This is a genomic window from Actinocatenispora sera (assembly GCF_018324685.1).
GTDB classification, from domain to species: domain Bacteria; phylum Actinomycetota; class Actinomycetes; order Mycobacteriales; family Micromonosporaceae; genus Actinocatenispora; species Actinocatenispora sera.
Map to the genome: position 1 here is coordinate 4,783,369 of NZ_AP023354.1, position 24,453 is coordinate 4,807,821.

At 73.6% G+C, this 24,453-nt stretch carries 22 protein-coding genes; 13 read left to right on the plus strand and 9 right to left on the minus strand.

What is annotated here, in order from left to right; genetic code table 11:
* The first annotated feature begins 9 nt into the window (after positions 1 to 9).
* Positions 10 to 420, plus strand: coding sequence for a VOC family protein (locus Asera_RS22740; protein WP_030446019.1), 411 nt, complete (start codon positions 10 to 12; stop codon positions 418 to 420).
* 6 nt (positions 421 to 426) lie between these two features.
* Here Asera_RS22740 and Asera_RS33655 read toward each other — a convergent pair whose 3' ends face one another.
* Positions 427 to 3,186 (minus strand): ATP-binding protein, encoded by a 2,760-nt coding sequence (locus Asera_RS33655; RefSeq protein WP_157034786.1) that lies wholly within the window; start codon positions 3,184 to 3,186, stop codon positions 427 to 429.
* A gap of 123 nt (positions 3,187 to 3,309) precedes the next feature.
* Between Asera_RS33655 and Asera_RS22750 the strand changes: the two genes are divergently transcribed.
* The 3 genes from Asera_RS22750 to Asera_RS22760 all read left to right on the plus strand — a co-directional run bounded on the left by Asera_RS22750 (position 3,310) and on the right by Asera_RS22760 (position 7,467).
* The gene (locus Asera_RS22750; RefSeq protein ID WP_051802175.1) at positions 3,310 to 4,587 is read left to right on the plus strand and encodes an MFS transporter; all 1,278 of its coding nucleotides are present in this window, start codon (positions 3,310 to 3,312) and stop codon (positions 4,585 to 4,587) included.
* A 59-nt stretch (positions 4,588 to 4,646) separates the two neighbouring features.
* Positions 4,647 to 4,997 (plus strand): VOC family protein, encoded by a 351-nt coding sequence (locus Asera_RS22755; RefSeq protein WP_030446022.1) that lies wholly within the window; start codon positions 4,647 to 4,649, stop codon positions 4,995 to 4,997.
* A gap of 79 nt (positions 4,998 to 5,076) precedes the next feature.
* Positions 5,077 to 7,467 (plus strand): ATP-binding cassette domain-containing protein, encoded by a 2,391-nt coding sequence (locus Asera_RS22760; protein WP_030446023.1) that lies wholly within the window; start codon positions 5,077 to 5,079, stop codon positions 7,465 to 7,467.
* A gap of 336 nt (positions 7,468 to 7,803) precedes the next feature.
* On the opposite strand, the gene Asera_RS22765 is transcribed toward Asera_RS22760, so the two are convergent.
* The 3 genes from Asera_RS22765 to Asera_RS22775 form a co-directional block, all read right to left on the minus strand.
* The gene (locus tag Asera_RS22765) at positions 7,804 to 8,559 is read right to left on the minus strand and encodes a class I SAM-dependent methyltransferase (RefSeq protein ID WP_035296390.1); all 756 of its coding nucleotides are present in this window, start codon (positions 8,557 to 8,559) and stop codon (positions 7,804 to 7,806) included.
* A gap of 10 nt (positions 8,560 to 8,569) precedes the next feature.
* Positions 8,570 to 9,085: a GNAT family N-acetyltransferase gene (locus Asera_RS22770; RefSeq protein WP_030446025.1), complete on the minus strand. Its 516-nt coding sequence runs from the start codon at positions 9,083 to 9,085 to the stop codon at positions 8,570 to 8,572.
* 255 nt (positions 9,086 to 9,340) lie between these two features.
* Entirely contained in the window at positions 9,341 to 9,838 is a 498-nt protein-coding gene (locus tag Asera_RS22775) for a MerR family transcriptional regulator (protein ID WP_084131379.1), read from the minus strand.
* A gap of 461 nt (positions 9,839 to 10,299) precedes the next feature.
* Here Asera_RS22775 and Asera_RS22780 point away from each other — a divergent pair, with 461 nt between their 5' ends.
* The 4 genes from Asera_RS22780 to Asera_RS22795 all read left to right on the plus strand — a co-directional run bounded on the left by Asera_RS22780 (position 10,300) and on the right by Asera_RS22795 (position 14,993).
* Positions 10,300 to 11,271 carry a tyrosine-type recombinase/integrase gene (locus Asera_RS22780; protein WP_425305988.1) on the plus strand — a complete coding sequence of 324 codons (972 nt, stop codon included), beginning with the start codon at positions 10,300 to 10,302 and terminating at the stop codon, positions 11,269 to 11,271.
* A 319-nt stretch (positions 11,272 to 11,590) separates the two neighbouring features.
* Positions 11,591 to 11,935 (plus strand): RNA polymerase-binding protein RbpA, encoded by a 345-nt coding sequence (locus tag Asera_RS22785; protein ID WP_030446028.1) that lies wholly within the window; start codon positions 11,591 to 11,593, stop codon positions 11,933 to 11,935.
* 319 nt (positions 11,936 to 12,254) lie between these two features.
* Positions 12,255 to 12,908, plus strand: coding sequence for an SAM-dependent methyltransferase (locus tag Asera_RS22790; RefSeq protein WP_342344425.1), 654 nt, complete (start codon positions 12,255 to 12,257; stop codon positions 12,906 to 12,908).
* A gap of 216 nt (positions 12,909 to 13,124) precedes the next feature.
* Positions 13,125 to 14,993 carry an ABC transporter ATP-binding protein gene (locus Asera_RS22795; RefSeq protein WP_211255573.1) on the plus strand — a complete coding sequence of 623 codons (1,869 nt, stop codon included), beginning with the start codon at positions 13,125 to 13,127 and terminating at the stop codon, positions 14,991 to 14,993.
* A gap of 58 nt (positions 14,994 to 15,051) precedes the next feature.
* Here Asera_RS22795 and Asera_RS22800 read toward each other — a convergent pair whose 3' ends face one another.
* Entirely contained in the window at positions 15,052 to 15,822 is a 771-nt protein-coding gene (locus Asera_RS22800) for a dienelactone hydrolase family protein (protein WP_030446031.1), read from the minus strand.
* Between the two features lie 209 nt (positions 15,823 to 16,031).
* A complete protein-coding gene (locus tag Asera_RS22805) occupies positions 16,032 to 17,072 on the minus strand; it encodes a DMT family transporter (RefSeq protein WP_035296392.1) in 1,041 nt (346 codons plus the stop codon).
* A gap of 624 nt (positions 17,073 to 17,696) precedes the next feature.
* Here Asera_RS22805 and Asera_RS22810 point away from each other — a divergent pair.
* Together Asera_RS22810 and Asera_RS22815 are read left to right on the plus strand one after the other, a co-directional pair.
* Complete coding sequence (locus Asera_RS22810; RefSeq protein ID WP_030446033.1) at positions 17,697 to 18,482, plus strand: putative protein N(5)-glutamine methyltransferase; 786 nt, start codon at positions 17,697 to 17,699, stop codon at positions 18,480 to 18,482.
* Between the two features lie 189 nt (positions 18,483 to 18,671).
* Entirely contained in the window at positions 18,672 to 19,469 is a 798-nt protein-coding gene (locus Asera_RS22815) for a DNA-formamidopyrimidine glycosylase family protein (RefSeq protein ID WP_030446034.1), read from the plus strand.
* A 62-nt stretch (positions 19,470 to 19,531) separates the two neighbouring features.
* On the opposite strand, the gene Asera_RS22820 is transcribed toward Asera_RS22815, so the two are convergent.
* Entirely contained in the window at positions 19,532 to 19,933 is a 402-nt protein-coding gene (locus Asera_RS22820) for a DUF6069 family protein (protein ID WP_030446035.1), read from the minus strand.
* Positions 19,934 to 20,104: 171 nt separating this feature from the next.
* Here Asera_RS22820 and Asera_RS22825 point away from each other — a divergent pair, with 171 nt between their 5' ends.
* Genes Asera_RS22825 through Asera_RS22835 form a run of 3 tightly spaced genes read left to right on the plus strand, consistent with a single transcriptional unit; the run spans position 20,105 to position 22,815 of the window.
* Positions 20,105 to 21,307 carry a sensor histidine kinase gene (locus tag Asera_RS22825; RefSeq protein WP_244843994.1) on the plus strand — a complete coding sequence of 401 codons (1,203 nt, stop codon included), beginning with the start codon at positions 20,105 to 20,107 and terminating at the stop codon, positions 21,305 to 21,307.
* Positions 21,270 to 21,920, plus strand: a complete 651-nt coding sequence (locus Asera_RS22830; protein ID WP_030446037.1) for a response regulator — start codon at positions 21,270 to 21,272, stop codon at positions 21,918 to 21,920. Before Asera_RS22825 ends, Asera_RS22830 begins: the two co-directional genes overlap by 38 nt.
* Positions 21,921 to 21,972: 52 nt before the next feature.
* Positions 21,973 to 22,815, plus strand: a complete 843-nt coding sequence (locus Asera_RS22835) for a phosphotransferase enzyme family protein (RefSeq protein WP_157034787.1) — start codon at positions 21,973 to 21,975, stop codon at positions 22,813 to 22,815.
* 45 nt (positions 22,816 to 22,860) lie between these two features.
* On the opposite strand, the gene Asera_RS22840 is transcribed toward Asera_RS22835, so the two are convergent.
* On the minus strand, positions 22,861 to 24,006 hold the full coding sequence (locus Asera_RS22840) for an RNA polymerase sigma factor (RefSeq protein ID WP_030446039.1): 1,146 nt from the start codon (positions 24,004 to 24,006) through the stop codon (positions 22,861 to 22,863).
* A complete protein-coding gene (locus Asera_RS22845) occupies positions 24,003 to 24,410 on the minus strand; it encodes a YciI family protein (RefSeq protein WP_030446040.1) in 408 nt (135 codons plus the stop codon). Before Asera_RS22845 ends, Asera_RS22840 begins: the two co-directional genes overlap by 4 nt.
* Positions 24,411 to 24,453: the final 43 nt, after the last annotated feature.

Here is a 24,453-nt window from a genome sequence, read left to right on the forward strand (position 1 = left end):
GTGACCGGCATGGACATCACCATCGCCGAGGCGTTCCTGCCGCACGACGACCCGGACCAGGCGCTCGCGTTCTACCGCGACACGCTCGGCTTCGAGGTACGCAACGACGTCGGCTACAACGGCCTGCACTGGATCACCGTCGGCCCGCCCGGCCAGCCCGGCACCTCGATCGTGCTGTACCCGCCGGCCGCCACCCCCGGCCTGACCGACCAGGAGCGCCGCACTGTCGAGGAGATGATGGCCAAGGGCACCTTCACGATGATCAACCTGGCCACCCCCGACCTGGACGGGCTGTTCGAGCGGCTCGCCGCCGCCGACGTCGAGATCGTGCAGGAACCCATCGAGCAGCCGTACGGGCGCCGCGACTGCGCGGTCCGCGACCCCGCCGGCAACATGATCCGCATCAACCAGCTGCGCTGAACCGCCTCAGAACCTCGCCGCGACACCCAGCCGGCCGAGCGCGGCGACACCCCGTGCGGCGTCCTCGCCGCCGGCCAGCAGCAGGCTGCGCGCCGCCTGGTACCGGCAGCCGGCCGCGGCCAGCGCGGCCGAGGTGGCAAGCACCGCCGCCCGCTCGCCGGCCAGCAGCGCCGCGGCACGCGCCACCATCGCCTCGGCGACCGGGTTGCCGGTCACGATCCGCGCGGCCGCAGCGACCCGGTCCCGGGCCTCGCCGGCGCCGGCGAGCACCGCGGCCTCGGCTCGCAGCGCCACATACCAGTGCAGCCACAGCCACGTCACCCACCGCCACACCCGGTCGGGCTCGGGCGCCAGCCGCTCGGCCGCCGCGGCGGCGTCGCCGCGATGCAGCAGCAGCATCGCGTCGAACACCGCCCCGTAGCCGTGGCTGCGGCCCGGCGCCGCACCCAGCCGGCCCAGCACCGCCCGCCACTCGTCGGCCGCGGCCCGATCGCCGCGCAGGCCATGGATCATCGCCACCCCCGCCACCGCCGACCCCAGCGCCGGCTGCGCCGGGCTGCCGGCCCGCCGCCAGCCGTCGCGGAACCGCACGCTCGCGGCGAGTACCTCGTCGACGTCGACGGCCAACGACCCGGCCACCAGCAGCCGGCTGGTCGCCCGGTGACCGTCCTCGGCCAGCAGCGGATGCGCCGCCAGCCGCCGCGCGAAGCCGCGGGCGGCGGGCAGATCGCCCACCCCGAGGCTCGCCTCCGCCGCCTCACCCAGCGCATCGGTCAGCTCGTGCGCCGCCGCCGGAGTCGCCGCCAGATCGGTCACCAGCACGATCCGGCGCCGGGCGGTGTCGGCCGCAGCGAACGGCGCCCCGTCCCAGCTCTGCGCGCTCAGCAGCGCCTCCAGCGCGGCCGACTCGGCCAGCGGGTCGCCGGTCGCCGCGGCAAGCCCCACCGCCCGGTGTGCGGCGGACAACGCCTCCGGCACCGCGATGGTCGCCGGCCCGTCCGCACCCCCGTACGCGTCGGCAAGCACGCCCGCCTCGGCCAGCGCCACCGCCGCCCGCGCCGCCGGATCACCACCCGCCGACTCCCGCGCCGCATCGACCAGCGCCACCACCCGGGCAGGCTCCGGCGGCCGCACGAACGACCCCGCGAAGCGGTAGGCGTCACTGGCCGCACTCGCCGTGTCCACGGCCGCGGCCGCCGCATCCCCGGCACTGCGCGCCGCCGCCGCGGCGGCCAGCCGCAGCCGGTACGCATCGTCGCCGCGCATCCGGCAACCCGCCACCGCGGCCGCCGACCGCAGCGCCGCAGCGGCCAGCGCCGGATCGTCGGCCAGCGCCGCGGCCTGCTCGTACAGCGCCTGCGACTCGCCGACCAGGTTGCGCCCGAACGTGAGCCCGGCCAGCTCCCGGGCCAGCCGGTACGCCGCCGCGCGCCGCGCCGGCCGCCCCGCCGCCCAGCCCAGCGCCGCCCGCAACTCGTCGGCGACCGCATCGAACCGGGCCCGCCAGCCCGGCCCCACCACCGTCAACTCACCGGCCACCGCCAGACACCAGTCCAGGTGCCGGTCGCGCGCCTCGACCTCCCCACCGGCCTCGGCGAGCCGCCGCAACCCGTACTGGCGGATGCTCGCCAGCGCCCGGTACCCGGTGCCGCCGGCCACGGTCGTGACCTGCAACAGGCTCTGCTCGGCGAGCCGGCCCAGCCCGTCCGCCACCGCACCGGCCGGGGACCCGCACACCTGCGCCGCCGCCGGCACGCCGAACGGCCCGACGAACACCGACACCCGGTGCAGCAGTTGCTGGTCGGCCGGCGCCAGCAGATCGTGGCTCCAGTCCAACGCCGCGGCCACCGAGGCGTGCCGCGCCGCGGCACGCCGGCCGCCCGCGAGCAACCGCAGCTGGTCCGACAACCCCGCCGTCAGCCCGTCCAGCCCCAGCGTCGGCCACCGGACCGCCGCCAGCTCGATCGCCAACGCCACCCCGTCCAGCCGGCCACACAGCGCCGCGATGCCCGCCGCCAGTTCCGGACCCGGCCGCCGGCCGGCCGCCGCGCCAGCCCGCGCCACAAACAGGGCCACCGCCTCGGAATCGGCCCCACCGGCCAACGACAGCGGCGGCACCCGGTACACCTGCTCGTACGGCGCCGACAGCGGCGCCCGACTGGTCGCCAGCACCGTCACCCGCGGGCAGGCCGCCAGCAGCCGCTCCACGAATGGAGCCACCGCCTCGCGCACCTGCTCGCAGTTGTCCAACACCAGCAGCATCCGCCGATCGGCCAGATCCGCCAGCACCGACTCGACCATCCCGACACCAGGCCGCTCACCCAGCCCGCATGCATCGGCCACCGCCGCCGCCACCAGCCCCGGCTCGGTCACCGGCACCAGATCCACGAACCCGACCCCGTCGGCGTACCCGTCGGCCAGCTGCGCCGCCACCGAAAGCGCCAACCGGGTCTTGCCCACCCCACCCGGCCCGACCGCCGTCACCTGCCGGTGCTCGACCAACAGCCCCGCCAGCTCCGCACGCTCCCGGCCCCGACCAACCAGCGAGGTCACCGGCGCGGGAAGCGGTGCCCTGCCTCCCACCGGGGGCGCGTACCGGGCCAACGCCCGCCGGTCCGGCGCATCCAACTTGCGCAGCAGCGACGACACGTGACTTTCCACCGTGCGTACCGAAATGACCAGCCGGGCGGCGATCTCGGCGTTGCTCAGATGCTCGCCGAGCAGCCGCAACACCTCCGCCTCCCGGGCCGACACCGCCGTGTTCACCAGCCCATCCTCCCGTACCGGCGGCCACCGGCCCCGGCTGCGTGGACGAATCCGTGGTCAGCACGGAGGCGCGACACCCCACCGGCCGGCGATGCTGACCGCAGTCCACCGACAGGAGCACCGATGCCCACCATCCGACCGCACAGCGCGGTCCCCGCCGCGTACCGGCCGGTGCTCGCCCACCCGCCCGTACGGCGGCTGCTGGCCGGCCTCGCCGTCTCCGCCCTCGGCGACGGCATGAGCTTCGTCGCCGTCGCCTGGCTCGCCCTCACCCTCGCCCCACCGGCCAGCGCCGGACTGTGGGTCGGCGGCACCGTCGCCGCCTACACCCTGCCCGGAGTCGCCGGCGCGCTGCTGCTCGGCCGCCGCCTGCGCCGGCTCCCCGCCCGCCGGCTGGTCCTCGCCGACGCCACCCTGCGCGCCGCGTTCCTCGGCCTGATCCCGCTGACCTGGCTGACCGGGCACCTCACCCTGCCCCTCTACGCGACACTGCTCGCGATCTCCTCGCTGCTGCACGCCTGGGGCAGCGCCGGCACCTACACGCTGCTTGCCGAACTGCTCCCCGCCGACCACCGGCTCGCCGCCAACACCCTGGTCAGCTCGCTGACCTTCGCCGCCACCATCGCCGGCCCCGCCCTCGCCGGGCTGCTCGTCACCTCCCTGCACCCCGCCCTGGTCCTCGGCCTCGACGCGGCCAGCTACCTCGCCCTCGCCGCCGCCGTCCTGCGCACCCGGCCCGACCACCCCACACCCCCCGCACCCGATCCGGCCACCACCCACGGCGGCGCCCGGCTGCTGCGCACCCACCCACACCTGCTCGGACTGCTCGCCCTCACCTGGCTGTTCAACCTGCTGTACGGCCCCGTCGAGGTCGCCCTACCGCTGCACGTCACCGCCGACCTGCACGCACCCGGCACCCTGCTCGGCACCTACTGGATGCTGTTCGGCATCGGCGCCCTGCTCGGCGGCCTGACCGTCGGCACCCTGCGCCGGCTGCCCCTGTGGCCCACCACCCTGGCCATCGTGCTCGGCTGGGGACTGACCCTGCTGCCGTTCGCCGGCCACCTGCCCACCGCCGCCACCATCGCCTGCTTCACCCTCGGCGGCGCCATCTACGGCCCGTTCGTCCCGCTGTCGGTGACGCTGATGCAGCAGACCGCACCGCCACAACACCTGGCCACCCTGCTCGCCGCCCGCAGCGCCGTCCTGCTCACCGCCGCACCCCTGGGCACCGCCCTTGGCGGACCACTGACCACCGCCCTCGGCCCCGCCGACACCCTCGCCGCCTCCGGCCTCGCCACCGTCACCCTCGGTACCGCCGCCGCCGGCGTGCTGCTGCTCACCCGCCGCCACCGACAGCCCGTCAGGAATCGAGAAGCCCGACCCGCCACCCGCACGTAGCGTCGATACCAGCCCGCCAACCGGCAGCTGACCAGCACAAACAACGAAAGGAACCGATCATGAGCGAAACCCAGGGCATCAAGACCGTTCTGCACCCGGTGACCGACCTCGCCGCCGCCACCAAGGTCTACGCCGCGCTGCTCGGCACCACGCCCACCGCCGAAGCGCCCTACTACGTCGGATTCGACGCCGCCGGCCAGCACATCGGCCTGGTACCCAACGGCGCCGAGCAGGGCATGACCGGCCCCGTCACCTACTGGCACGTACCCGACATCGAAGCCAAGATCGCCGAGGTCACCGCCGCCGGCGCCACGCTCGCCGAAGCCGCGCACGACGTCGGCGGCGGCCGCCTGGTCGCCACCGTCACCGACCCCGACGGCAACATCCTCGGCCTGCTCCAGGACAGCTGACCCACACCAACCAGGCAAGATGGTACGGCCGGCGGCACCGCCGCCGGCCGTACCATCCGCGCACACGCAGGGGGAGACGATGCGCACCGCCACCAGGACAGACCGCACGCCGCCAGCACGACACGTCGCCGACAGCCACGACCTGATCCGGGTACACGGAGCGCGCGTCAACAACCTGCGCAACGTCGACGTCGAGATCCCGAAACGCCGCCTCACCGCCTTCACCGGCATCTCCGGCTCCGGCAAGAGCTCCCTGGTGTTCGGCACCATCGCCGCCGAATCCCAACGGATGATCAACGAGACCTACAGCGCGTTCATCCAGGGCTTCATGCCCACCCTCGCCCGCCCCGACGTCGACGTCCTCGACGGGCTGACCACCGCCATCATCGTCGACCAGGAACGCATGGGCGCCGACCCCCGCTCCACCGTCGGCACCGCCACCGACGCCAACGCCATGCTGCGCATCCTGTTCAGCCGGTTCGCCACCCCGCACATCGGCTCACCCCAGGCGTTCTCGTTCAACGTCGCCTCCATCTCCGGCGCCGGCGCCGTCACCATCGAACGCGCCGGCCAGAAGATGAAGGAACGCCGCAGCTTCAGCATCACCGGGGGCATGTGCCCCCGCTGCGAGGGCCGGGGCAGCGTCACCGACATCGACCTCACCCAGCTCTACGACGAGAGCAAGTCACTCGCCGACGGCGCCCTCACCATCCCCGGCTACAAGGCCGGCGGCTGGAACTACCGCCTCTACGCCGCCTCCGGCCTCGTCGACCCGGACAAGCCGATCCGCAACTACACCAAGAAACAACTGCACGACCTGCTCTACCACGAACCGGTCCGGATGAAGATCGAAGGCATCAACATGACCTACGAGGGGCTCGTCCCTCGGGTCCAGAAGTCGATGCTCGCCAAGGACAAGGAGGCGATGCAGCCGCACATCCGAGCCTTCGTCGACCGCGCCGTCACGTTCGCCACCTGCCCCGACTGCCACGGCACCCGACTGTCCGAACTCGCCCGCTCCGCCACCATCAACGGCACCAGCATCGCCGACGCCTGCGCCATGCAGATCTCCGACCTCGCCGGCTGGGTACGCGACCTGCACGAGCCCACCGCCGCGCCACTGCTGGCCGCGCTGGGGGAGACCCTCGACTCGTTCGTCGAGATCGGCCTCGGCTACCTGTCCCTGGACCGACCCGCCGGCACCCTGTCCGGCGGCGAAGCCCAACGCACCAAGATGATCCGGCACCTCGGCTCGTCGCTCACCGACGTCACCTACGTGTTCGACGAACCCACCATCGGCCTGCACCCGCACGACGTCCAGCGGATGAACACCCTGCTACTCCGCTTGCGCGACAAGGGAAACACCGTCCTGGTCGTCGAGCACAAGCCGGAAACCATCGCCATCGCCGACCACGTCGTCGACCTCGGGCCCGGCGCCGGCACCGACGGCGGCACCATCTGCTTCACCGGTACCGTCGCCGAGCTCAAGGACAGCGACACCGTCACCGGACGCCACCTCGACGACCGCGCCCACCTCAAACCCACCGTCCGTACCGCCACCGGCGCGCTGGAGATCCGCGACGCGCACACCCACAACCTGCGCGGCGTCGACGTCGACATCCCGCTCGGCGTCCTCGTCGCGGTCACCGGCGTCGCCGGCTCCGGCAAGAGCTCCCTGATCGACGGGTCGGTCGCCGGCCGCGACGGCGTCGTCACCATCGACCAGAGCCCCATCAGGGGCTCCCGGCGCAGCAACCCCGCCACCTACACCGGGCTGCTCGAACCGATCCGCAAGGCGTTCGCCACCGCCAACGGCGTCAAACCCGCCCTGTTCAGCGCCAACTCCGAAGGCGCCTGCCCCACCTGCAACGGCGCCGGAGTCGTCTACACCGACCTGGCCATGATGGCCGGCGTCGCCACCACCTGCGAGGAGTGCGAGGGCAAGCGGTTCCAGGCCGCCGTGCTCGACTACCACCTCGGCGGCCGCGACATCAGCGAGGTACTCGCCATGTCCGTCACGGAGGCCGAACGGTTCTTCGCCACCGGCGACTCCCGGGTACCGGCCGCGCACAGGATCCTCGGCCACCTCGTCGACGTCGGCCTCGGATACCTGCGCATCGGCCAGCCGCTGCCCACCCTGTCCGGCGGCGAACGGCAACGCCTCAAGCTCGCCACCCACCTCGGCGAGAAAGGCGGCATCCTCGTCCTCGACGAACCCACCACCGGCCTGCACCTCGCCGACGTCGAACAACTGCTCGCCCTGCTCGACCGGCTGGTCGACGCCGGCAAGTCGGTGATCGTCATCGAACACCACCAGGCGGTCATGGCACACGCCGACTGGATCGTCGACCTCGGCCCGGGCGCCGGCCACGACGGCGGCCGCATCGTGTTCGAAGGCACCCCGACCGACCTCGTCGCCGACCGAAGCACCCTCACCGGCCAACACCTCGCCGGCTACATCGGCACCTGACCGGGCGTTATGTCCGATTTCGCCAGGGGGAGTGGTCCGGGACACGGGGAGCACCAGCCCGCCTGCGTACCAGGACCGTCAACGGCGCGGCACGGCAGGCGAGCGCCCGGCGCGCCCAGCGCGTCGCGTTCACCGGATCGCCGAGAGAACACGAGACCGCCGGGGTTTCGATACCGGGCCGCGCCGGAGCGCCAGCCCGTCCGCACCCCGCACCGACGGCGCAAAGCTCGCTGAGCTGCGAATCGGGGTGCTTCCCCGCACTGTCCCGAAGCGCCGATAATGAACATTATGTCAACTAGAATCGACGGGAGTCACGGAAGGGGCTTCCCCGGGCCGTCATGAACGCACCGCGCGGATCAGGTACGTCCCCGGCCACCGGGCCGCCGCCGGGCCCGCACCGTACAACTCCGGTACCGGATGCTCGACGACCAACTCGATGCGCAGGCCGGCACGCGCCAACGCGGTCACCACGTCACCCAGCGGCCACAGGAACGACACGAACGAACGGTCTGGCACCGCCGCCCGCGGCCGCCGCGTGGGATCCAACCCCGCCACCGGCGTCGAACGCCCGAAGTAGTCGGCCACCGGCCGCAACGCGTCCGGCGCACCGGCCGTCGCCTCCCACACCGGATGGTGCTCGTACAGCAGGAACCGACCGCCCGGCCGTAGCCGACCCGCGACGGTCCGCGCCCAGCGGTCCAGGCTCGGCAGCCAGCAGACCACGCCACTGCTCGCGTACACGACATCGAAACCGACCAGCTCGGCCGGCAGGTCGTACACGTCGGCCGCGACGAACCGGGCGGCCAACCCGGTCTGCGCCGCGCGCTCGGTGGCCAACCGCACCGCCACCGCACTGATGTCCACCCCGACCACCTGCGCACCGCGTACCGCCCAGGACAGCGACTCATTGCCCGACGCGCACTGCAGGTGCAGTAGCCGCTGCCCGGCCACGTCCGGCAGCGCCTCTGTCTCGCAGTCGTCGAGCGTCGACCCACCCGCCGCGAAGAACTCCGCCGGCTCCGGTGCGCGCGCCGGCGCGATCTGGTCCCAGCAGACCCGGTTGTGTTCGGTGTAGCTGCGGGTTCGGTCCATGCGCCGGACGCTAGCGACCGGGATGGCCGCCTGCGAGTGGATTGTCCCGGCGCATGCACAGCCGGGGCCAGCGGTCCAGACCGTGTTCGGCCTCGGTGCGGCGGATGCGCCGCAGCCCCGGCGTCTCGTCGGCTTCCGCCAGGTCGCGGAATCCGAGCCGCCGGTAGTACGGCGCGTTCCAGGGCACGTCGCGAAACGTGGTCAGGGTCAGCGCCGGGAAGCCCGCGGCGTCGGCGGTGTCGATCAGCTGCCGGCCGATGCCCCGGTGGGCGTACTCGGGTCGGACCGAGACCTGTTCGATGTGCAGGCTGCCGTCGACCGGCTCGGCGATCAGGTACGCCGCCGGCTGCGGATCGGCGGCCACCCAGGCGTACCCGGCGGCGCGGTAGCGCTCCAGTTCGTCGATCGACGCCGGCTCGTCGGCGGCGATCTCGGGCATGCCGATCGCGGTGAACTGTTCGCCGGCGGCCCACTCGATGTCGCGCAGGATCGGCAGGTCGTCCGCGCTCGCGGGCCGGATCAGCATCGTCTGCTCCCCTGGGCGATCGAGTCGGGCTGGTCGCCGCAGGCTAGCGACGTCGACGGCACCGCGCGACCGAATTCGATCATGCCGCCATCATGGGCGTATGTCTATTTTGTACGCATAATAACGCTTATGTGCAAATCCTGGATGTCGCGGCCCCCGCCGCGTGGCCTCACCGCCCAACGGCCCCCGGCGGCCCGTCATCGCCGTCGGTGCGGCCATCGTGCCGGCCGGCCCGGGCGAGGTGGTGCCCCTCCCCTACCGGTCCGCCGCGCCGACCTCGTCGGCACGGGGCGCGGCGGTGCAGGACACCGGTCCCCCGTCGTCGTCCGGAGCGGCTCCGGCGTGGTGCGGGTTCCACAGCGTGTCGGCAGTGCCGGCGGCGAGGTGCCGCTCGTACATCCCGATCTTGTACCGGGTCAGCTCCAGCGCGCGGGACAGCTCGGCGAGGCGGTCGAGGACCCGGGCCTCGTGTTCGCGCAGCAGCTCGAGGCGCTCCGTCTCGTTGCCGTCGCCGTCGCGGACCAGTTCGGTGTAGCGGCGGATCTGGTCGACCGGCATGCCGGACGCGCGCAGGCTGACACAGATGGTCAACCACTCCAGGTCGGCCTCGGTGTAGACGCGACGCTCGCCCTGCCGGTGTACCGGGGTGGGCAGGAGTTCCTGGCGCTCGTAGAAGCGCAGCGCGTGCACGCTGAGCCCGGTACGTTCGGCGACCTGGCCGATGCTGAGTCCAGTGGTGTGCTGTCCGGTCATGCGCTCGATGCTAGGGCGTGCCGGTGGAGGTTCCGCTCGGTTGTGGCGCTCGATCGAGATCTGTCCGTGCACCGCTCCCCTGCCGTCGGTGGTCGGACGCCTGTAGTGCGTCGACTCATCGAATACGCAGCTGTGCGGTATGTCGCCCAGAAGGCCGGGCTGAACCGGGCGATCCTGGACAAGGGCCGGCACCGGCTGGAACGTGCCCTGCACAGCGCGGCCCGTTACACCGATCATGCGGACGTGAACGCGGCCAAGAACATCCTCGCGGCAGGGCCTGCCGTGTCAGCCTGTGGAGACCGCGGCGGTGTCCGGTCTGTGCAGCAGGAACCAGCGTCCCCGCGCGGGAGCACGTACCAACCTGCCGCATGAGCGGGTTGGAATCCCCTCGGCTTCAGCCGTGGGGTGGAAGCCAATGTGTCGTAGCCTCCGGCGACGATGATCATGTGACGGTGACGAGCGTGGCGGCGGCGGTGCAGACGTTCTTCGTGGCCCGCGCGCCGCGGAAGGACTCGCCGCACACGACCGCCGCGTACCGGCGGGACCTGGCGGCGGTGTCGGCGATCGTGGCGGAGCAGTTGGGCCGGGAGCCGGTGGTGTCGGATCTGTCGGCGCCGGTGTTGCGGGCGGCGTTCGCGGTGTTCGCCGCGGATCGGGCGGCGGCGTCGGTGGGCCGGGCGTGGTCGGTGTGGCGCACGTTCTGCGAGTTCCTGGTGGCCGAGGAGTTGTTGCCGGGTAACCCGATGTCGGGGGTGGCGCGGCCGCGGCGCCCGGAGCGGGTGCCGAAGCCGTTGCAGGGTGACGGCACGCCGGAGGAGTTGTTGGCGGCGGTGGCGGCCGGGGCGCGGCGGGCGCGGGATCCGTGGCCGGAGCGGGATCTGGCGGTGTTGGCGGTGTTGTTGCTGACCGGGGTGCGGTCGGCGGAGTTGCTGGCGTTGCGGGTGTCGTCGTTGTCGGGGCGGCCGGGTGAGCGGCGGTTGGCGGTGGCGGGCAAGGGCGGCCGGTTCCGGTACGTGCCGGTGGAGGAGCCGCTGGATGTGTTGCTGGCGGCGTATCTGGGGTCGCGGCGCTCGCGGTTGGGTGCGCGGTCGGTGGTGCCGGGTGCGCCGTTGTTCGTGGCGGGGTCGGGTGCCGGGTTGACCCGTAGCCAGCTGCGCTATCTGGTGGAGCAGTGTTACCGGCATGCGGGGGTGCGGGACCGGGTGCAGCGCGGCGCGCTGGTGCATGCGCTACGGCACACGTTCGCGACGCGGTTGGCCGAGGACGGTGCGTCGATCACGGAGATCGCCCGGTTGTTGGGGCACGCGTCGGTGGTGACGAGCGAGTGGTACATCGCGTCGACGGCGGTGGCGCAGCGGGAGGCGGCGCGGGCGAACCGGACGTATCGGGTGGTGGCGCAGTTGTCGGCGGATGCGGAGCGGGTGTCGGACTGAGGGGTGGTCGGGGCGCGGGCCGCGGCGGCGCCGGTGGTACTGGTCACGTACTGTGGGCGCGGTTCGGGGTTGTCGGGCTGGTCGTCCGGTTCGGTGGGGCCCGGGTGGCCGGTGGTGTGCGTGTGGGTACTGCCGGTGGTGGTGCGTTGGTGGGAAGCGACATCGTTGTGGCCGCTGGCCGGTCATAGTGTCACTCTGGAAGGGTTACCGTGCGTCGTGCGCCCCGGCTGGGTGGGGTGTGCCGGCGGGCGGGAATCATTCGACGTCCCCGGTCGTTTCGATCGGTGGATTGTAACTACCTCGGAGGGAAGAGCCGACCATGGGCGAGCGGATGTTGCGCGGCAGCCGCCTGGGAGCCGTCAGCTACGAGTCTGACCGCAACACCGAGCTGGCGCCGAGGCAGAACCGTGACTACGTCTGCGCCAGGAACCATCGGTTCACGGTGCCGTTCGCGGTGGATGCCGAGATCCCGATGACGTGGGAGTGCAAGTTCGACGGCACGGTGGCGAAGCTGGTCGACGGCGAGGAGCCGGAGCAGAAGAAGCAGAAGCCGCCGCGGACGCACTGGGACATGCTGTTGGAGCGGCGCAGCGTGGGCGAGCTGGAGGACATTCTCGCCGAGCGGCTGCAGGAGCTGCGGGCTCGGCGCGGGCGTACTGCCTGAGGGTTTCGAGCGTTCGTCGGGGCGGCGCATCCGGTTTCGGGTGCGCCGCCCCGCTGCGTCTGGCGTCGGTGATATCGGGTCGCTGGCGGCGGGTGGGGCGGTTAGCGTCGTCGGGTCGAGGACCTACGACGTGCAGGGGTGAGACGGATGGCTGTTCGGGTCTCTGCGGCGCCGGTGGCGCCGCAGACGGTGCCCTGTTTCGCTCCTGTTGACGTGAGGAATCCTCGACGTGGATCTGTCCCGTAGGTATCACATTCGTGAGAGCAGTCATCGCATTCACAACCCGTTGACCGATGAGCAGCTGGCGACGTTGGGTCGCGTGTTGCGGTTGGTGCCGGGTAGCCGGCTGTTGGATCTGGCCAGTGGTTCGGGCGAGTTGTTGTGCACCTGGGCGCGTGATCACGGCATCACCGGTACGGGGGTGGACATCAGTACGGTGTTCACGGCCGCGGCGCGGGCGCGTGCGGTGGAGCTCGGGGTGGTTGACCGGGTGCGGTTCGTGCACGACGATGCGGCCGGTTTCGTGGCGGCCGAGCCGGTGGCGGTGGCGTGTTGTGTGGGTGCCACCTGGATCGGTGGTGGCTTCGACGGTACGGTCGCGCTGCTGCGCCGCAGTCTGGCGGCGGAGGGTGTGATCGTGGTGGGCGAGCCGTACTGGCGGCGGGAGCCGGATGCGGAGGTCGTGGCCGGTTGCGGGCTGGGCCCCGATGACGAGTTTCGTTCGTTGCCGGGTCTGCTGCGTCATGTGGGTGAGCTCGGCTACGACGTGGTCGAGCTGGTGGTTGCCGATCAGGACGGCTGGGACCGGTACGAGGCGGCGCAGTGGCGCAACATCCGGGACTGGCTGGTTGCCAACCCCGACGACGAGTTGGCCGCGGAGATGCGTGCCGAGCTGTCGACGCAGCCGGAGGGGTATGCCCGCTACCGGCGGGAGTACCTGGGTTGGGCGGTCGTGGCGATGATGCCGCGCTGATCTGGTGGTGAGCAACGCGCCCGGCACGGTGGTGCCGGGCGCGTTCGTGTTGCCGGGTCGGCCACCACTGACGCGTTCTGTCGGTGTGGTGGGGTGTGATGGTGGCGGGTCCGCCGCCGGGTTGACTTGAAGTTCACATCAGGTTTTAGTGTTGCGCGGTCCGGTCGGGATGCCCGGCCGCCAGCAGTGCGAGGCAGAAGGAGCCCCACGGTGAGCATGGAATCGACCGCCTGGAGCCAGCTGTACCACGTGCGGCACCAGCAGCAGGCCAGACCGTTCTCGGCCGCCACGCTGCGCCGGGTGCTGGCGTTCGCCCGGCCGCACCGGCGGCGGGTGCTGGCCTATCTGGTGCTCAGCGTGGTCACCGCGATCACTGCGGTGCTGACCCCGATCCTGGCCGGCCGGGTGGTCGACGCGATCGTGGGTCATGCGGCGAGCCGGGTGGTGGTGGGGTTGGCGCTGGCGATCGCGGCGATCGCGGTCACCGAGGCGGGTGTGGGGATCGCGTCGCGGCTGCTGTCGGCGCGCATCGGTGAGGGGCTGATCCTGGACCTGCGCACCACGGTGTACGACCACGTGCAGCGGATGCCGATCGCGTTCTTCACCCGGACCAGGACCGGGGCGCTGGTCAGCCGGCTCAACAACGACGTGCTCGGCGCGCAGCGCGCGTTCTCCGACACGCTGTCCGGGGTGGTCAGCAACATCGTCACGCTGATCCTGACGCTGGCCGTGATGCTCACCCTGTCGTGGCAGGTGACGGTGTTGGCGCTGGTGTTGTTGCCGATCTTCGTGCTGCCGGCGCGGCGGATGGGCCGTCGGATCGCGCAGCTGGGCCGGGAGGCGGCCGATCACAACGCGGCGATGAGCAACCAGATGACCGAACGGTTCTCCGCGCCGGGCGCCACGCTGGTCAAGCTGTTCGGCCGGCCGGACCGGGAGTCGGCCGAGTTCGCCACCCGGGCCCGCCGGGTGCGCGACATCGGGGTGCGCACCGCGATGGTGCAGTGGGTGTTCGTGGCGGCGCTGACCCTGGTCTCGGCGCTGGCGTTGGCCCTGGTGTACGGGGTGGGCGGGGTGTTGGCGCTGGCCGGCACGCTGCAGGCCGGTGCGGTGGTGGCGCTGGCGCTGCTGCTGACCCGGCTGTACGCGCCGTTGACCTCGCTGGCGTCGGCGCGGGTCGAGGTGATGAGCGCGCTGGTCAGCTTCGAGCGGGTGTTCGAGGTGCTGGACCTCAAGCCGCTGATCGCCGAGCCGGCGGAGCCGACGAAGCTGCCGGACGGTCCGGTGTCGGTCGAGTACGACCGGGTCGAGTTCGGCTATCCGGCCGCCGACAAGGTGTCGCTCGCGTCGCTGGAGGAGGTGGCCCGGCTCGACGAGCGCGGCGGTGAGACGGTGTTGCACGACGTGTCGTTCACCGCCGAGCCGGGGCAGCTGGTGGCGCTGGTGGGGTCGTCCGGCGCCGGCAAGTCGACGCTGGCCTCGCTGCTCCCCCGGCTGTACGACACCGACGGCGGGGCGATCCGGCTGTCGGGGGTGGACGTGCGGGAGCTGTCGTTCGACACGATCCGCGGCGCGGTGGGCATGGTCACCCAGGACGGGCACCTGTTCCACGAGTCGGTACGGGCGAACCTGCTGCTGGCCGCGCCGGAGGCGAGCGAGGCGGAGCTGTGGGACGCGCTGCGCCGGGCCCGGCTCGACGAGCTGATCGGCTCGCTGCCCGACGGGCTGGACACCGTCGTCGGGGAACGCGGCTACCGGCTGTCGGGTGGCGAGCGGCAGCGGCTGACGATCGCCCGGCTGCTGCTGGCGAAGCCGCGGGTGGTGATCCTGGACGAGGCGACCGCGCACCTGGACTCCACCTCCGAGGCCGCCGTACAGGAGGCGCTGGGGGAGGCGCTGGCCGGGCGTACCGCGATCGTGATCGCGCACCGGCTGTCCACGATCCGCGCCGCGGACGTGATCCTGGTGGTCGAGGACGGCCGGATCGTGGAGCGCGGCAGCCACGCCGAGCTGCTCACCGCCGGCGGCCGGTACGCGCAGCTGCACGCCACCCAGTTCGCCGACGCCACCGAGACGGCGGCCTGACCGCCGGTGGTACGGCCGGTGGCCGGCTCCGGTTGTCCCGGAGCCGGCCACCGGGCGGTCAGGCCGGGGTGTTGACCCGGCTCAGGTGGCGGGGCAGGAACCCCTCGTCGAGGCCGACCCAGCGGATCCGGCGGTGGTCGCCGGGGTTGGCGTGCAGGGTCTTCTCCTCCGAGGCGAACGCGTCGAACAGCTCGATGCAGGACTGCCGGTCGACGTACTGGTCGTCCCAGGGCAGCAGGTACTGCACCGGGACGGTGATCTGGCGGGCCGCGGCGAGCAGTTGCTCGTACACGAAGAAGCCGCCGCCGAAGATCGCCGCGCGGATGCGTGGATCGGCGGCGGTCAGCGGGATCCCGATCGCGGTACCCAGGGAGATGCCGCCGCCGTAGCCGATCGGTGCGTCGGCGCCGATCTCGGGCAACTCCTGGAGGGCGTCCAGGGTGGCCTGCCATTCCGGTACCGCGCGCTGGGCCAGGTCGAGGGTGTAGCGGACGCTGACCGACTCGAACCGGTCGGCGTCTCCGCCGGTGACCGCCTCCCGCATCTCGGTACGGGCCCGCTCGTCGTCGGCGCTGCACGGGCGCTCGCCGTGCCCGGGCGCGTCGATCGCGGCGACCGTGTAGCCGTGCGAGGTGACCAGGTCACGGGCGCGCGCCGCCTGTGCCGGGGTCTTCTTGTGCAGGCCGCCGCCGTGGCCCATCAGGACCAGCGGTGCGTGCGCGGAGCCGGCCGCCGGCGACCAGAGGACGCCGGGGATCTCGCCGACCAGGAAGTCGCGTTCGACCACGCCGTCCGACGAGGTCTCCGCGGTGAAACGAACAGAATGCATGGTGTGGTGCCTTTCGCCGAGTGCCTGAATGTCGAGGCTCCCCGGCGGCGACCACCTCAGCCGCGCGACCGTGACGACGAGGGGAGCACCCACTTCGATCGAACGTTCACGGGTCTCACCTCCTCGCGTGTTGCCACAGTCGTCGGAGAGACTACCACGGGTGCCGGTGGGCCATCGATCAGACCGGCCGCCCGGCACCCGGGCATCGGTCAGCGGCGCCCGGCCCGATCGGCGGGCCGGGGCGCCGGACGGGTACGTGCCGACGCCGACTCGGCGCGGGCCAGGGCGACGATCGAACCGGCCAGCACCACCATCCCGGCCAGGCTCGCCGCGCCGAGCCGTTCGCCGAGCACGGTCACCGCGAGTACCGCCGCACACAGCGGTTCGGTCAGCGTGACCACCGCGGCGGTCGCCGCCCGTACCGCGCTTGTGCCGGCGAAGTACAGCGGGTAGGCCACCGCCGTGGTGACCACGACCACGTAGCCCAGCAGCAACGCCAGTTCCCCCGGATGGGCCGTGTGCGGTAGCGGGCCGGTCAGCCAGGCCAGCGGCGCGAGCAGCACCGCCGCCACCCCGAACGACACCAACGTCAGCGTGTACGGGTCGGCCAGCCGCCGCCGCCCGAGCTCCCGGCCGACCAGGGTGGTCGCCGCGTAGCCGGCCGCCGAGGCGAGCGCGAGGCCGACGCCCGACGCCGCGACCGAGCCCGGCCCGCCGCCCGCGACCAGGATCGACAGGCCCACCACCGCACCGGCCACGGCCGTGACCGCGCCGGCACCGAGCCGCTCGGCGAGCAGCAGCCGGCCGCCGAGCGCGGCCAGTACCGGCGCCGCGCCGAGCGTGACCACGGTGGCCAGCGCGACCCCGGTGTGCTGCACGGCGGCGAAGTAGGCCGCCTGGAACAACGCCATCCCAGTGCCAGCGGCGGCCAGCAGCCCGGTCCGCTGCCGGCTGGTTCCTCGTGCCGCGGGCCGGTGCGGTGCGGTTTCCGGCGCACTCACGGGTACGACACGACGCCGGCGGATCCGGCGCAGGGCGACCACGGGCGCCAGTACCGCGATCGCGCCGAGCAGCCGCCACAACGACACGGCGACCGGGCCGGTGTCGCCGAGCCGGAAGATCAGCGCCACCGCGACGCCGGTGGTACCCCAGCAGGTACCGGCGACGGCGAGCGCCGCGATCCCGCGTCTGGCGCTGGCGGTGGCGGGTGAGGTGGGCAGCGTCGAGCGCCGCCCAAAGGTCGAGGACACGATGCGTTCTCCCGCACGTGAGAAGGGAAGTCTTCACCAGCTGCGGGCACGAACAGGCAGCGCACCGGGGCAAACCGGGTGCGCGTCGAGACAGCCCGCCTCAGCGGGCGGGAGGCGACAGGATGCCGGAACGCATCCCGCCACCCTAGAGGGGCGTCGTCGACGCCAGCCACCCGGTTCGACCGGGCGGAGCCATGGCGAGATCGCCCTGGCCGACTCGCCGCCGGCCTTGTCGGCAAAACGGCTGGACCGCTCGCCGGTGCCCGCCTACCGTCCGGCAGGCGGGCACCGCCCGCCGGACCCTGGCCGCGCTGCTTGCCGAGTGACGCGGACGGCCGCTGTCGCCGACCGGGACGGCCGCGCTGCCGAGGTCGGGGCCGGCCGGTCTCGCCGACGGCGCCACGCCGACGGTTCGCCGCCGTACCGCAGGTGTCGCCGTGGCGGTGCAGCTCGATCGAGGCGGCGTGCGAAAATACCGGCGTCGATGGATTCGCGCGCGGCTGCGCGCCCGGCCGTGGGAGGTGAGACCCGTCAACGCATGGTCCGACAGGGTGCCTCCGCTCGGCACGGCACCGGCCCGGTGACCCCGGGCGGGCACCCGGCTGCATCCACCGGAAGGTCGTCATGCCCGTCCCACCACCGTCCGATCTGATCGCCACCCTCCGCGCCGCCGGCTGCGTGTTCGCCGAGGACGAGGCGCGGCTGCTGTGCGCCGCCGCCGACAGCACCGGCGAGCTGACCACGCTGGTCGCCCGCCGCGTCAGCGGGGAACCGCTGGAACAGGTGCTCGGCTTCGTCGAGTTCGCCGGCCGCCGGCTCGCGATCGCGCCCGGCGTGTTCGTCCCCCGCCGCCGCACCGAACTGCTCGCCCGACTCGCCGCCGACGCCGCCCCGCCCGGGGGCGTGCTGGTCGAGCTGTGCTGCGGTGCGGGCGCGGTCGCCGCGGTGGCCGCGGCCGATCCGAGCCTGTCGATACACGCCGCCGACATCGACCCGGCCGCCGTGGCCTGCGCGCGCCGCAACGTGCCGACCGGGCGGGTGTACCAGGGTGATCTGGACGCGCCGCTGCCAGCCGGGCTGCACGGCCGGGTCGACGTGCTCGTCGCGAACGCACCGTACGTGCCCTCCGGCGAGATCGGGCTGCTGCCGCCGGAGGCGCGCGAGTACGAGCCGCTCGCCGCGCTGGACGGCGGGCCGGACGGGCTGTCGGTCCAGCGCCGGGTCGCCGCGGCCGCGCCGCGCTGGCTGGCACCGGGCGGGCGGCTGCTGATCGAGACCGGCGCGCACCAGTCGGCCGGTACCTCCGCCGCCATGGCCGCCGCCGGCCTGACCACCTCGGTGGTCGCCGACCCGGAGCTGGCCGCCACCGTCGTGGTCGGCGTCCGCCCGTCACACCCCGTAGCGTCCTGATCGCACCGCAGCTCGGTACCACGCCGCTCCCGATCGACCGGCGGCGAGGCACCGGCGCTCGCCGCAGTGGCGCACCGAACCCGCCTGACCGGCCTGTGGTCGGGCGTCCGGAGCCGCACCTGCCAGCAGAGCGGTGACCGGCCCGTCTGCGACCGGCAACCCGTCGGGGGGGGCGCGCAGAATGGTCGGGTGCCCGAGGGAGACACGGTGTGGCTGCACGCCCGGCAGCTGGACGCGGCGCTGGCCGGTGAGGTGCTGGCCGGCACCGACTTCCGGCTGCCGGCGCTTGCCACCGTCGACCTGACCGGCTGGACCGTCCCGGAGGTACGCAGCCGGGGCAAGCACCTGCTGCTCCGGCTCGTCGCCCCGGACGGTCGCCGGGCCACCCTGCACTCGCACCTGCGCATGGACGGCACCTGGCGCATCTTCCGCCCCGGCGAACGGTGGGGCGGCGGGCCGGCGCACACCATCCGGGTGGTGCTGACCACGGCGCGTTCGGTGGCGGTCGGGTACCGGCTGCACGACGTGACGCTGCTGCCCACCGCCGAGGAGAGCCGGCTGGTCGGGCACCTGGGCCCGGACCTGCTCGGCCCCGACTGGGACGCCGCCGAGGCGGCCCGCCGGCTCGCCACCCACCCCGACCGGCCGATCGGCGCGGCGCTGCTGGACCAGCGCAACCTCGCCGGCGTCGGCAACCTCTATCAGTGCGAGCTGCTGTTCCTGCGGGGCGTCTCGCCGTGGACGCCGGTCTCGGCGGTGCCCGACCTGCCCGGGCTGGTCGAGCTGGCGCACCGGACGCTGCTGGCCAACCGGGACCGCTGGGCGCAGAGCACCACCGGCTCGCTGCGCCGCGGCGACACCACCTACGTGTACGGGCGGCGCGCCCAGCCGTGCCGGCGCTGCGGCACCGGAATCCGCCGCGACGGCACCGGCGAGCGGGTCACCTACTGGTGCCCGCACTGCCAGCCGGGCCCCGCCCCGGCCTGATGCACGGTCCGGAGCCGGCCCACGGTCCGCGCCGGTCTGAGCCATGTCCGGCGCGGCCGGCGTCAGGCCGGGGTGCGGCGGCCGGTGCGCAGGCCCAGCAGCAGCACCAGGCCGACGAGCAGGTGCAGGCCGATCAGGGCAGCGACCGTACCGCCGCCAACGGCGCTGCCGACCGGCCCCAGCAGAGAGAGTGCCAGGACGGTCGCGGCGATCACCGTCCATACCGTGCGGGCCCGGCCGGTCAGCCGGTCCAGCAACGCCCGCAGCCCCCACCCGGCGAGGCCGACGACCAGCGTGGCCACGATGACGGCGGCGGCGCCGATGCGCTGCTGCCCGGTACCGACCGTCACGATCAGGTCGAGACCGGCGACCGGGGCGAGTACCGCCCAGCCGAGGACCGCGGCGACGACGGCGGTCGCGACGGTGAGTGCCCGGGCCCGGGCCGGGCGGGTGGTGCTGGCCATGGGTTCCTCCACGATGTCCTGCGCCGGAAGGTCCGGTCGCGACAGCCACCCTCCCCGGCGGCTCGGTCCGCCAGCATCGGCCGGCCGGTACCGGCGGGGCCCCCTCCGGTCGGCGGGCACCGCGACTTTGGTCGGTGTCGGGTGCGCGCGGCCGGGCGCTACGGTCACCGCGTGTGCAACCCGACCTGGCCCGACGAGCTGCCGCCGACCCAGCGCCACCGGATGCCGACCCTGGTCGGGGCCGTGATCCTCGCCGCGGCGATGGCGGTACTGACGGTCGTCACGGTGTGGTCGCGGTTCCTCGCCGACACCGACGCGTTGCGCTGGCTCGACGTGGCGGTCGGGGTGCTGGCGGTGGCCGCGGCACCGGTACTGCTGTGGCGGCCGGTACCGGCCGCGGTGCTGCTGACCGCCCTCGCGGTGCTGTCGCCGGCGGCGACCCCGGCGGCGTCGACCGCCGCGCTGCTGGTGGCCCAGCGGCGGCCGTTCCCGGTCGCGGCCGCGGTCGGGGCCGGCGGGATCGCCGCGCAGGCGGTGCAGGGCGCGTGGCGCCCGCCCGGCGGCCTGACGTACGGGTGGTGGCTGGTGCTGATCGTCGCCGCCTACGGTGCGCTGGTCGGCTGGGGTGCGCTGGCCCGGGCGCGCCGGGCGCTGATCCGTTCGTTGCGGGAGCGGGCCCGCCGGGCCGAGGCCGAGCAGGGTCGCCGGGTGGCCGAGGCGCGGGCCGCCGAACGGGCACGCATCGCCGGCGAGATGCACGACGTGCTCGCGCACCGGCTGTCGCTGATCGCCACCTACGCCGGCGCGCTGGAGTACCGGCCGGACGCGTCCGCCGAGCAGCGCACGCACGCCGCCGGGGTGATCCGTACCGGGGTGCACCAGGCGCTGGAGGAACTGCGCGAGGTGATCTCCGTGCTGCGCGACGACGAGCACCCGGACACCCCGCCGCAACCCACCCTCGCCGACCTGGCCCGGCTGGTCGAGGAGTCCCGGGCGGCGGGAATGCGGGTACGGCTGGCCGACGAGGTCGCCGACGCCGGCGCGCTGCCGGCCGCGACCGGGCGCACCGCGTACCGGGTGGTGCAGGAGGCGCTGACCAACGCCCGCAAGCACGCTGCCGGCGAGCCGGTGCAGGTCACGCTGACCGGCGCCCCGGGCGACCGGCTGGTCGTCGAGGTGACCAATCCGCTGCCGGCGACCCCGGGCACGCCGGTCCTGCCCGGCACCGGTACCGGCCTGATCGGGCTCACCGAGCGGGTCCGGCTCGCGGGCGGCGAGCTGGACCACGGTGCGGCGGCCGGCTGGTTCCGGCTGCACGCCTGGCTAGCATGGCCCCGTGAGCCCACCGGTACGGGTACTGCTGGTCGACGATGACGCGCTGGTCCGCGCGGGGCTGTCGATGATGCTGGACGGCGCGCGCGGCATCCGCGTGGTCGGCGAGGCCGCCGACGGCGCCGAGGTGCCGGCCGCGGCCGACGCGCACTCGCCCGACGTGGTGCTGATGGACCTGCGGATGCCGTGCGTCGACGGCATCACCGCCACCCGCCGGCTGCGGGCCCGCCCGTCGCCGCCGCAGGTGATCGTGCTGACCACCTTCGACGCCGACGAGAACATCCTGCTGGCGCTGCGGGCCGGCGCGAGCGGCTTCCTGCTCAAGGACACCCCGCCGGACCGCATCGTGGATGCGGTCTGCCGGGTCGCCGCCGGCGAGCCGATGCTGTCGCCGGGGGTACTGCGCCGGTTGATGGACCGCGCCGCGCACCAGGCGTCCCGGTACGAGCAGGCCCGCGACGCGGTGGCCACGCTCAGCCAGCGGGAACGTGACGTCGCGGTCGCGGTGACCCGGGGCCGCAGCAACGCGGAGATCGCCGCCGAGCTGTCCATGAGTGTGGCCACCGTCAAGGCGCACGTGTCGCACATCCTCACCAAGCTCGACCTGGACAACCGCACCCAGATCGCGCTGCTGGGCCACGACGCCGGCCTCTGACCAGCCCGAATCGCGGTTGCCCCGGCGGCCGGCGACCACCACACTCCCCCGCGTGGACAGAGCCGACCTTGCCCGTCACTGGGACCTGACCGTACGAGAGCTGGCGCCGCTGGGCGGCGGGATGAATTCGCAGACCTGGACGGCGACCACCGACCAGGGCCGGTACGTGGTGAAGGCGGTACCCGCCGCGCAGGCGACGCCGCTGGCGAACGGCCTCGCGCTGGCGCGCCACGTGGACCGGGCGGGCATCGCGACCGGTGCCCCGCTACGGACCCGAAGCGGTGAGCTGACGGCCCGGCACGACGGTTCGGCCGTGGCGGTGCTTCGCTTCGTCCCGGGCAGGCCGCTGACCGCGGCGGATCAGGACGTCATCGGTACCACTCTCGGACGGGTCCACCTGATGCTGCGCGACGCCGTTGCCGAGTGGCAGCCGTTCCCGTGGCTCGCCGAGGATGCCGGGCACCTGTCGGTGCAACCGTGGATACGGCCGGCGGTGTCCGGCGCCCTGCGCGCGTACCGCGAGCTCGGCCCCTTGACGACCGGCGCGCTGCACGCCGATCCGGCGCCGGAGGCGTTCCGCCTCGATCGCGGCCACTGCGGCTTGATCGACTGGGCGTCGGCCCACCGCGGTCCCCTGCTGTACGACCTCGCCTCGGCGGTGATGTACGTCGGGGGCATGGCCGCGGCCGGCACTCTGATCGCGGCCTACCTCGAAACCGGCGCGCTGGAGCGTCGGGAGGTCGTCGCGGCGTTGCCGGTGCTGTGGCGATTGCGGTGGGCGGTGCAGGCCGACTACTTCGCCCGCCGGGTGTCGACGGGCGACCTGACCGGAGTGGACTCGATGGCCGACAACGCGGCGGGGCTGGCGGACGCGTGCCGGGCGCTCACCGGCTGACTCCGCTTGCCCGCGGCGAAGGGCCGGACCGCCGAGCCGCTCGGGTCACCCGCGCAGCTGGGTGTTGAGGCGGGCGGCCTGCCGGGTGAGGTGGTCGCGCTCGGGCACGTTGGTCGCGGCGCGGGCCGCAGCGGCGTAGAGCCGGGCCGCGGTGGCCGCATTGCCGGCCCGTTCGTGCAGGTAGGCCGCGGCCGCGGGGTACCGGGGCAGGGCCTCGTCGAGGTCGGCCAGGGCGGCCAGCCCGGCCTGCGGGCCGTCCGCCTCACCGACCGCCACCGCCCGGTTGAGCCGCACGATCGGGCTGTCGGTGAGCGCAACCAGCTCGTCGTACCACTCGACGATCTGCACCCAGTCGGTCTCGGCCGCGGTGGCTGCGTCGGCGTGCAGGGCGGCGATGGCGGCCTGCACCTGGTACTCGCCGAGCCGGTCGCGGGCCAGCGCGGCCTGCAGCACGTCGACACCCTCGGCGATCAGTCGGGTGTCCCACCGGCCACGGTCCTGCTCGGCCAGCGGAATCAGCCGGCCGTCGGTGCCGGTACGGGCCGGGCGGCGCGCATGGTGCAGCAGCATCAGCGCGAGCAGCCCGGCGGCCTCCTCGTGCATGGTGCGGGTGGCGAGCTGCCGGGTGAGCCGGATCGCCTCGGCGGCGAGGTCGACGTCGCCGGAGTACCCCTCGTTGAACACCAGGTACAGCACCCGCAGCACGGTGGCCAGGTCGCCCGGCTGGTCGAACCGGACCGTGGCGACCGTGCGCTTGGCCCGGCTGATCCGCTGCGCCATCGTCGCCTCCGGCACCAGGTACGCCTCGGCGATCTGGCGGGTGGTCAGCCCGCCGACGGCGCGCAGCGTCAGTGCGACGGCCGAGGCCGGGGTCAGCGACGGGTGCGCGCACAGGAAGTACAGCTGCAGGGTGTCGTCGGTGGCCGCGACCGGTTCGGCCGGCCGCTGCTCGTCGATGCGTTCCTCCCGCCGGCGCCGGGCGGCGTCGGCGCGGGCCAGGTCGAGGAACTTGCGCCAGGCGACGGTGACCAGCCAGGCCTTCGGCTCCCGCGGCGGGTCGTCCGGCCAGGCTCCCACCGCCTCGATCAGGGCTTCCTGCACGGCGTCCTCGGCCGTCGCGAAGTCTGCTCCGCGGCGGACGAGGACGCCGATCACCGCGGGAACCAGCTCCCGCAGCAGCGACTCGTTCACTCGGTGGTGTCCGCGTGGTCGGCCAGGAACGGGCGCAGCTCCAGCCACTCGTGGATCGGCTTGCCGCCGGCGCCCGGCGCCGCGGACAGCTCACCGGCCAGCTCCACCGCCCGCTCGTAGCTGTCCACGTCGATCACCATCCACCCGGCGATCAGGTCCTTGGTCTCGGCGAACGGGCCGTCGGTCACCGGCGGGCGGCCCTCGCCGTCGTAGCGCACGAACGAACCCTCCGGCGACAGCGCCACCCCGCCGACGTACTCCCCGTCGCGCTCCAACCGCTTCGCGAAGTCGTCCATGTACTTCAGGTGCGCGCTGACCTCCTCGGGCGTCCACTGGTCCATCGGTACGTCGTTGACCGCCGCCGGCGCGCCCCGGTAGTGCTTGAGCAACAGGTACTTGGCCATCGCGTTCTCCTCGATCCGGTACGGCCGCCTCCGGCCGCGTTCA

What these genes read in the sequence shown, in the direction of transcription:
- Asera_RS22740 (WP_030446019.1), top strand. Translation starts at nt 10, where the DNA reads ATGGACATCACCATCGCCGAGGCGTTCCTGCCGCACGACGACCCGGAC.
- Asera_RS22750 (WP_051802175.1), top strand. Translation starts at nt 3,310, where the DNA reads ATGCCCACCATCCGACCGCACAGCGCGGTCCCCGCCGCGTACCGGCCG.
- Asera_RS22755 (WP_030446022.1), top strand. Translation starts at nt 4,647, where the DNA reads ATGAGCGAAACCCAGGGCATCAAGACCGTTCTGCACCCGGTGACCGAC.
- Asera_RS22760 (WP_030446023.1), top strand. Translation starts at nt 5,077, where the DNA reads ATGCGCACCGCCACCAGGACAGACCGCACGCCGCCAGCACGACACGTC.
- Asera_RS22765 (WP_035296390.1), bottom strand. Translation starts at nt 8,559, where the DNA reads ATGGACCGAACCCGCAGCTACACCGAACACAACCGGGTCTGCTGGGAC.
- Asera_RS22770 (WP_030446025.1), bottom strand. Translation starts at nt 9,085, where the DNA reads ATGCTGATCCGGCCCGCGAGCGCGGACGACCTGCCGATCCTGCGCGAC.
- Asera_RS22775 (WP_084131379.1), bottom strand. Translation starts at nt 9,838, where the DNA reads ATGACCGGACAGCACACCACTGGACTCAGCATCGGCCAGGTCGCCGAA.
- Asera_RS22785 (WP_030446028.1), top strand. Translation starts at nt 11,591, where the DNA reads ATGGGCGAGCGGATGTTGCGCGGCAGCCGCCTGGGAGCCGTCAGCTAC.
- Asera_RS22795 (WP_211255573.1), top strand. Translation starts at nt 13,125, where the DNA reads ATGGAATCGACCGCCTGGAGCCAGCTGTACCACGTGCGGCACCAGCAG.
- Asera_RS22800 (WP_030446031.1), bottom strand. Translation starts at nt 15,822, where the DNA reads ATGCATTCTGTTCGTTTCACCGCGGAGACCTCGTCGGACGGCGTGGTC.
- Asera_RS22810 (WP_030446033.1), top strand. Translation starts at nt 17,697, where the DNA reads ATGCCCGTCCCACCACCGTCCGATCTGATCGCCACCCTCCGCGCCGCC.
- Asera_RS22820 (WP_030446035.1), bottom strand. Translation starts at nt 19,933, where the DNA reads ATGGCCAGCACCACCCGCCCGGCCCGGGCCCGGGCACTCACCGTCGCG.
- Asera_RS22845 (WP_030446040.1), bottom strand. Translation starts at nt 24,410, where the DNA reads ATGGCCAAGTACCTGTTGCTCAAGCACTACCGGGGCGCGCCGGCGGCG.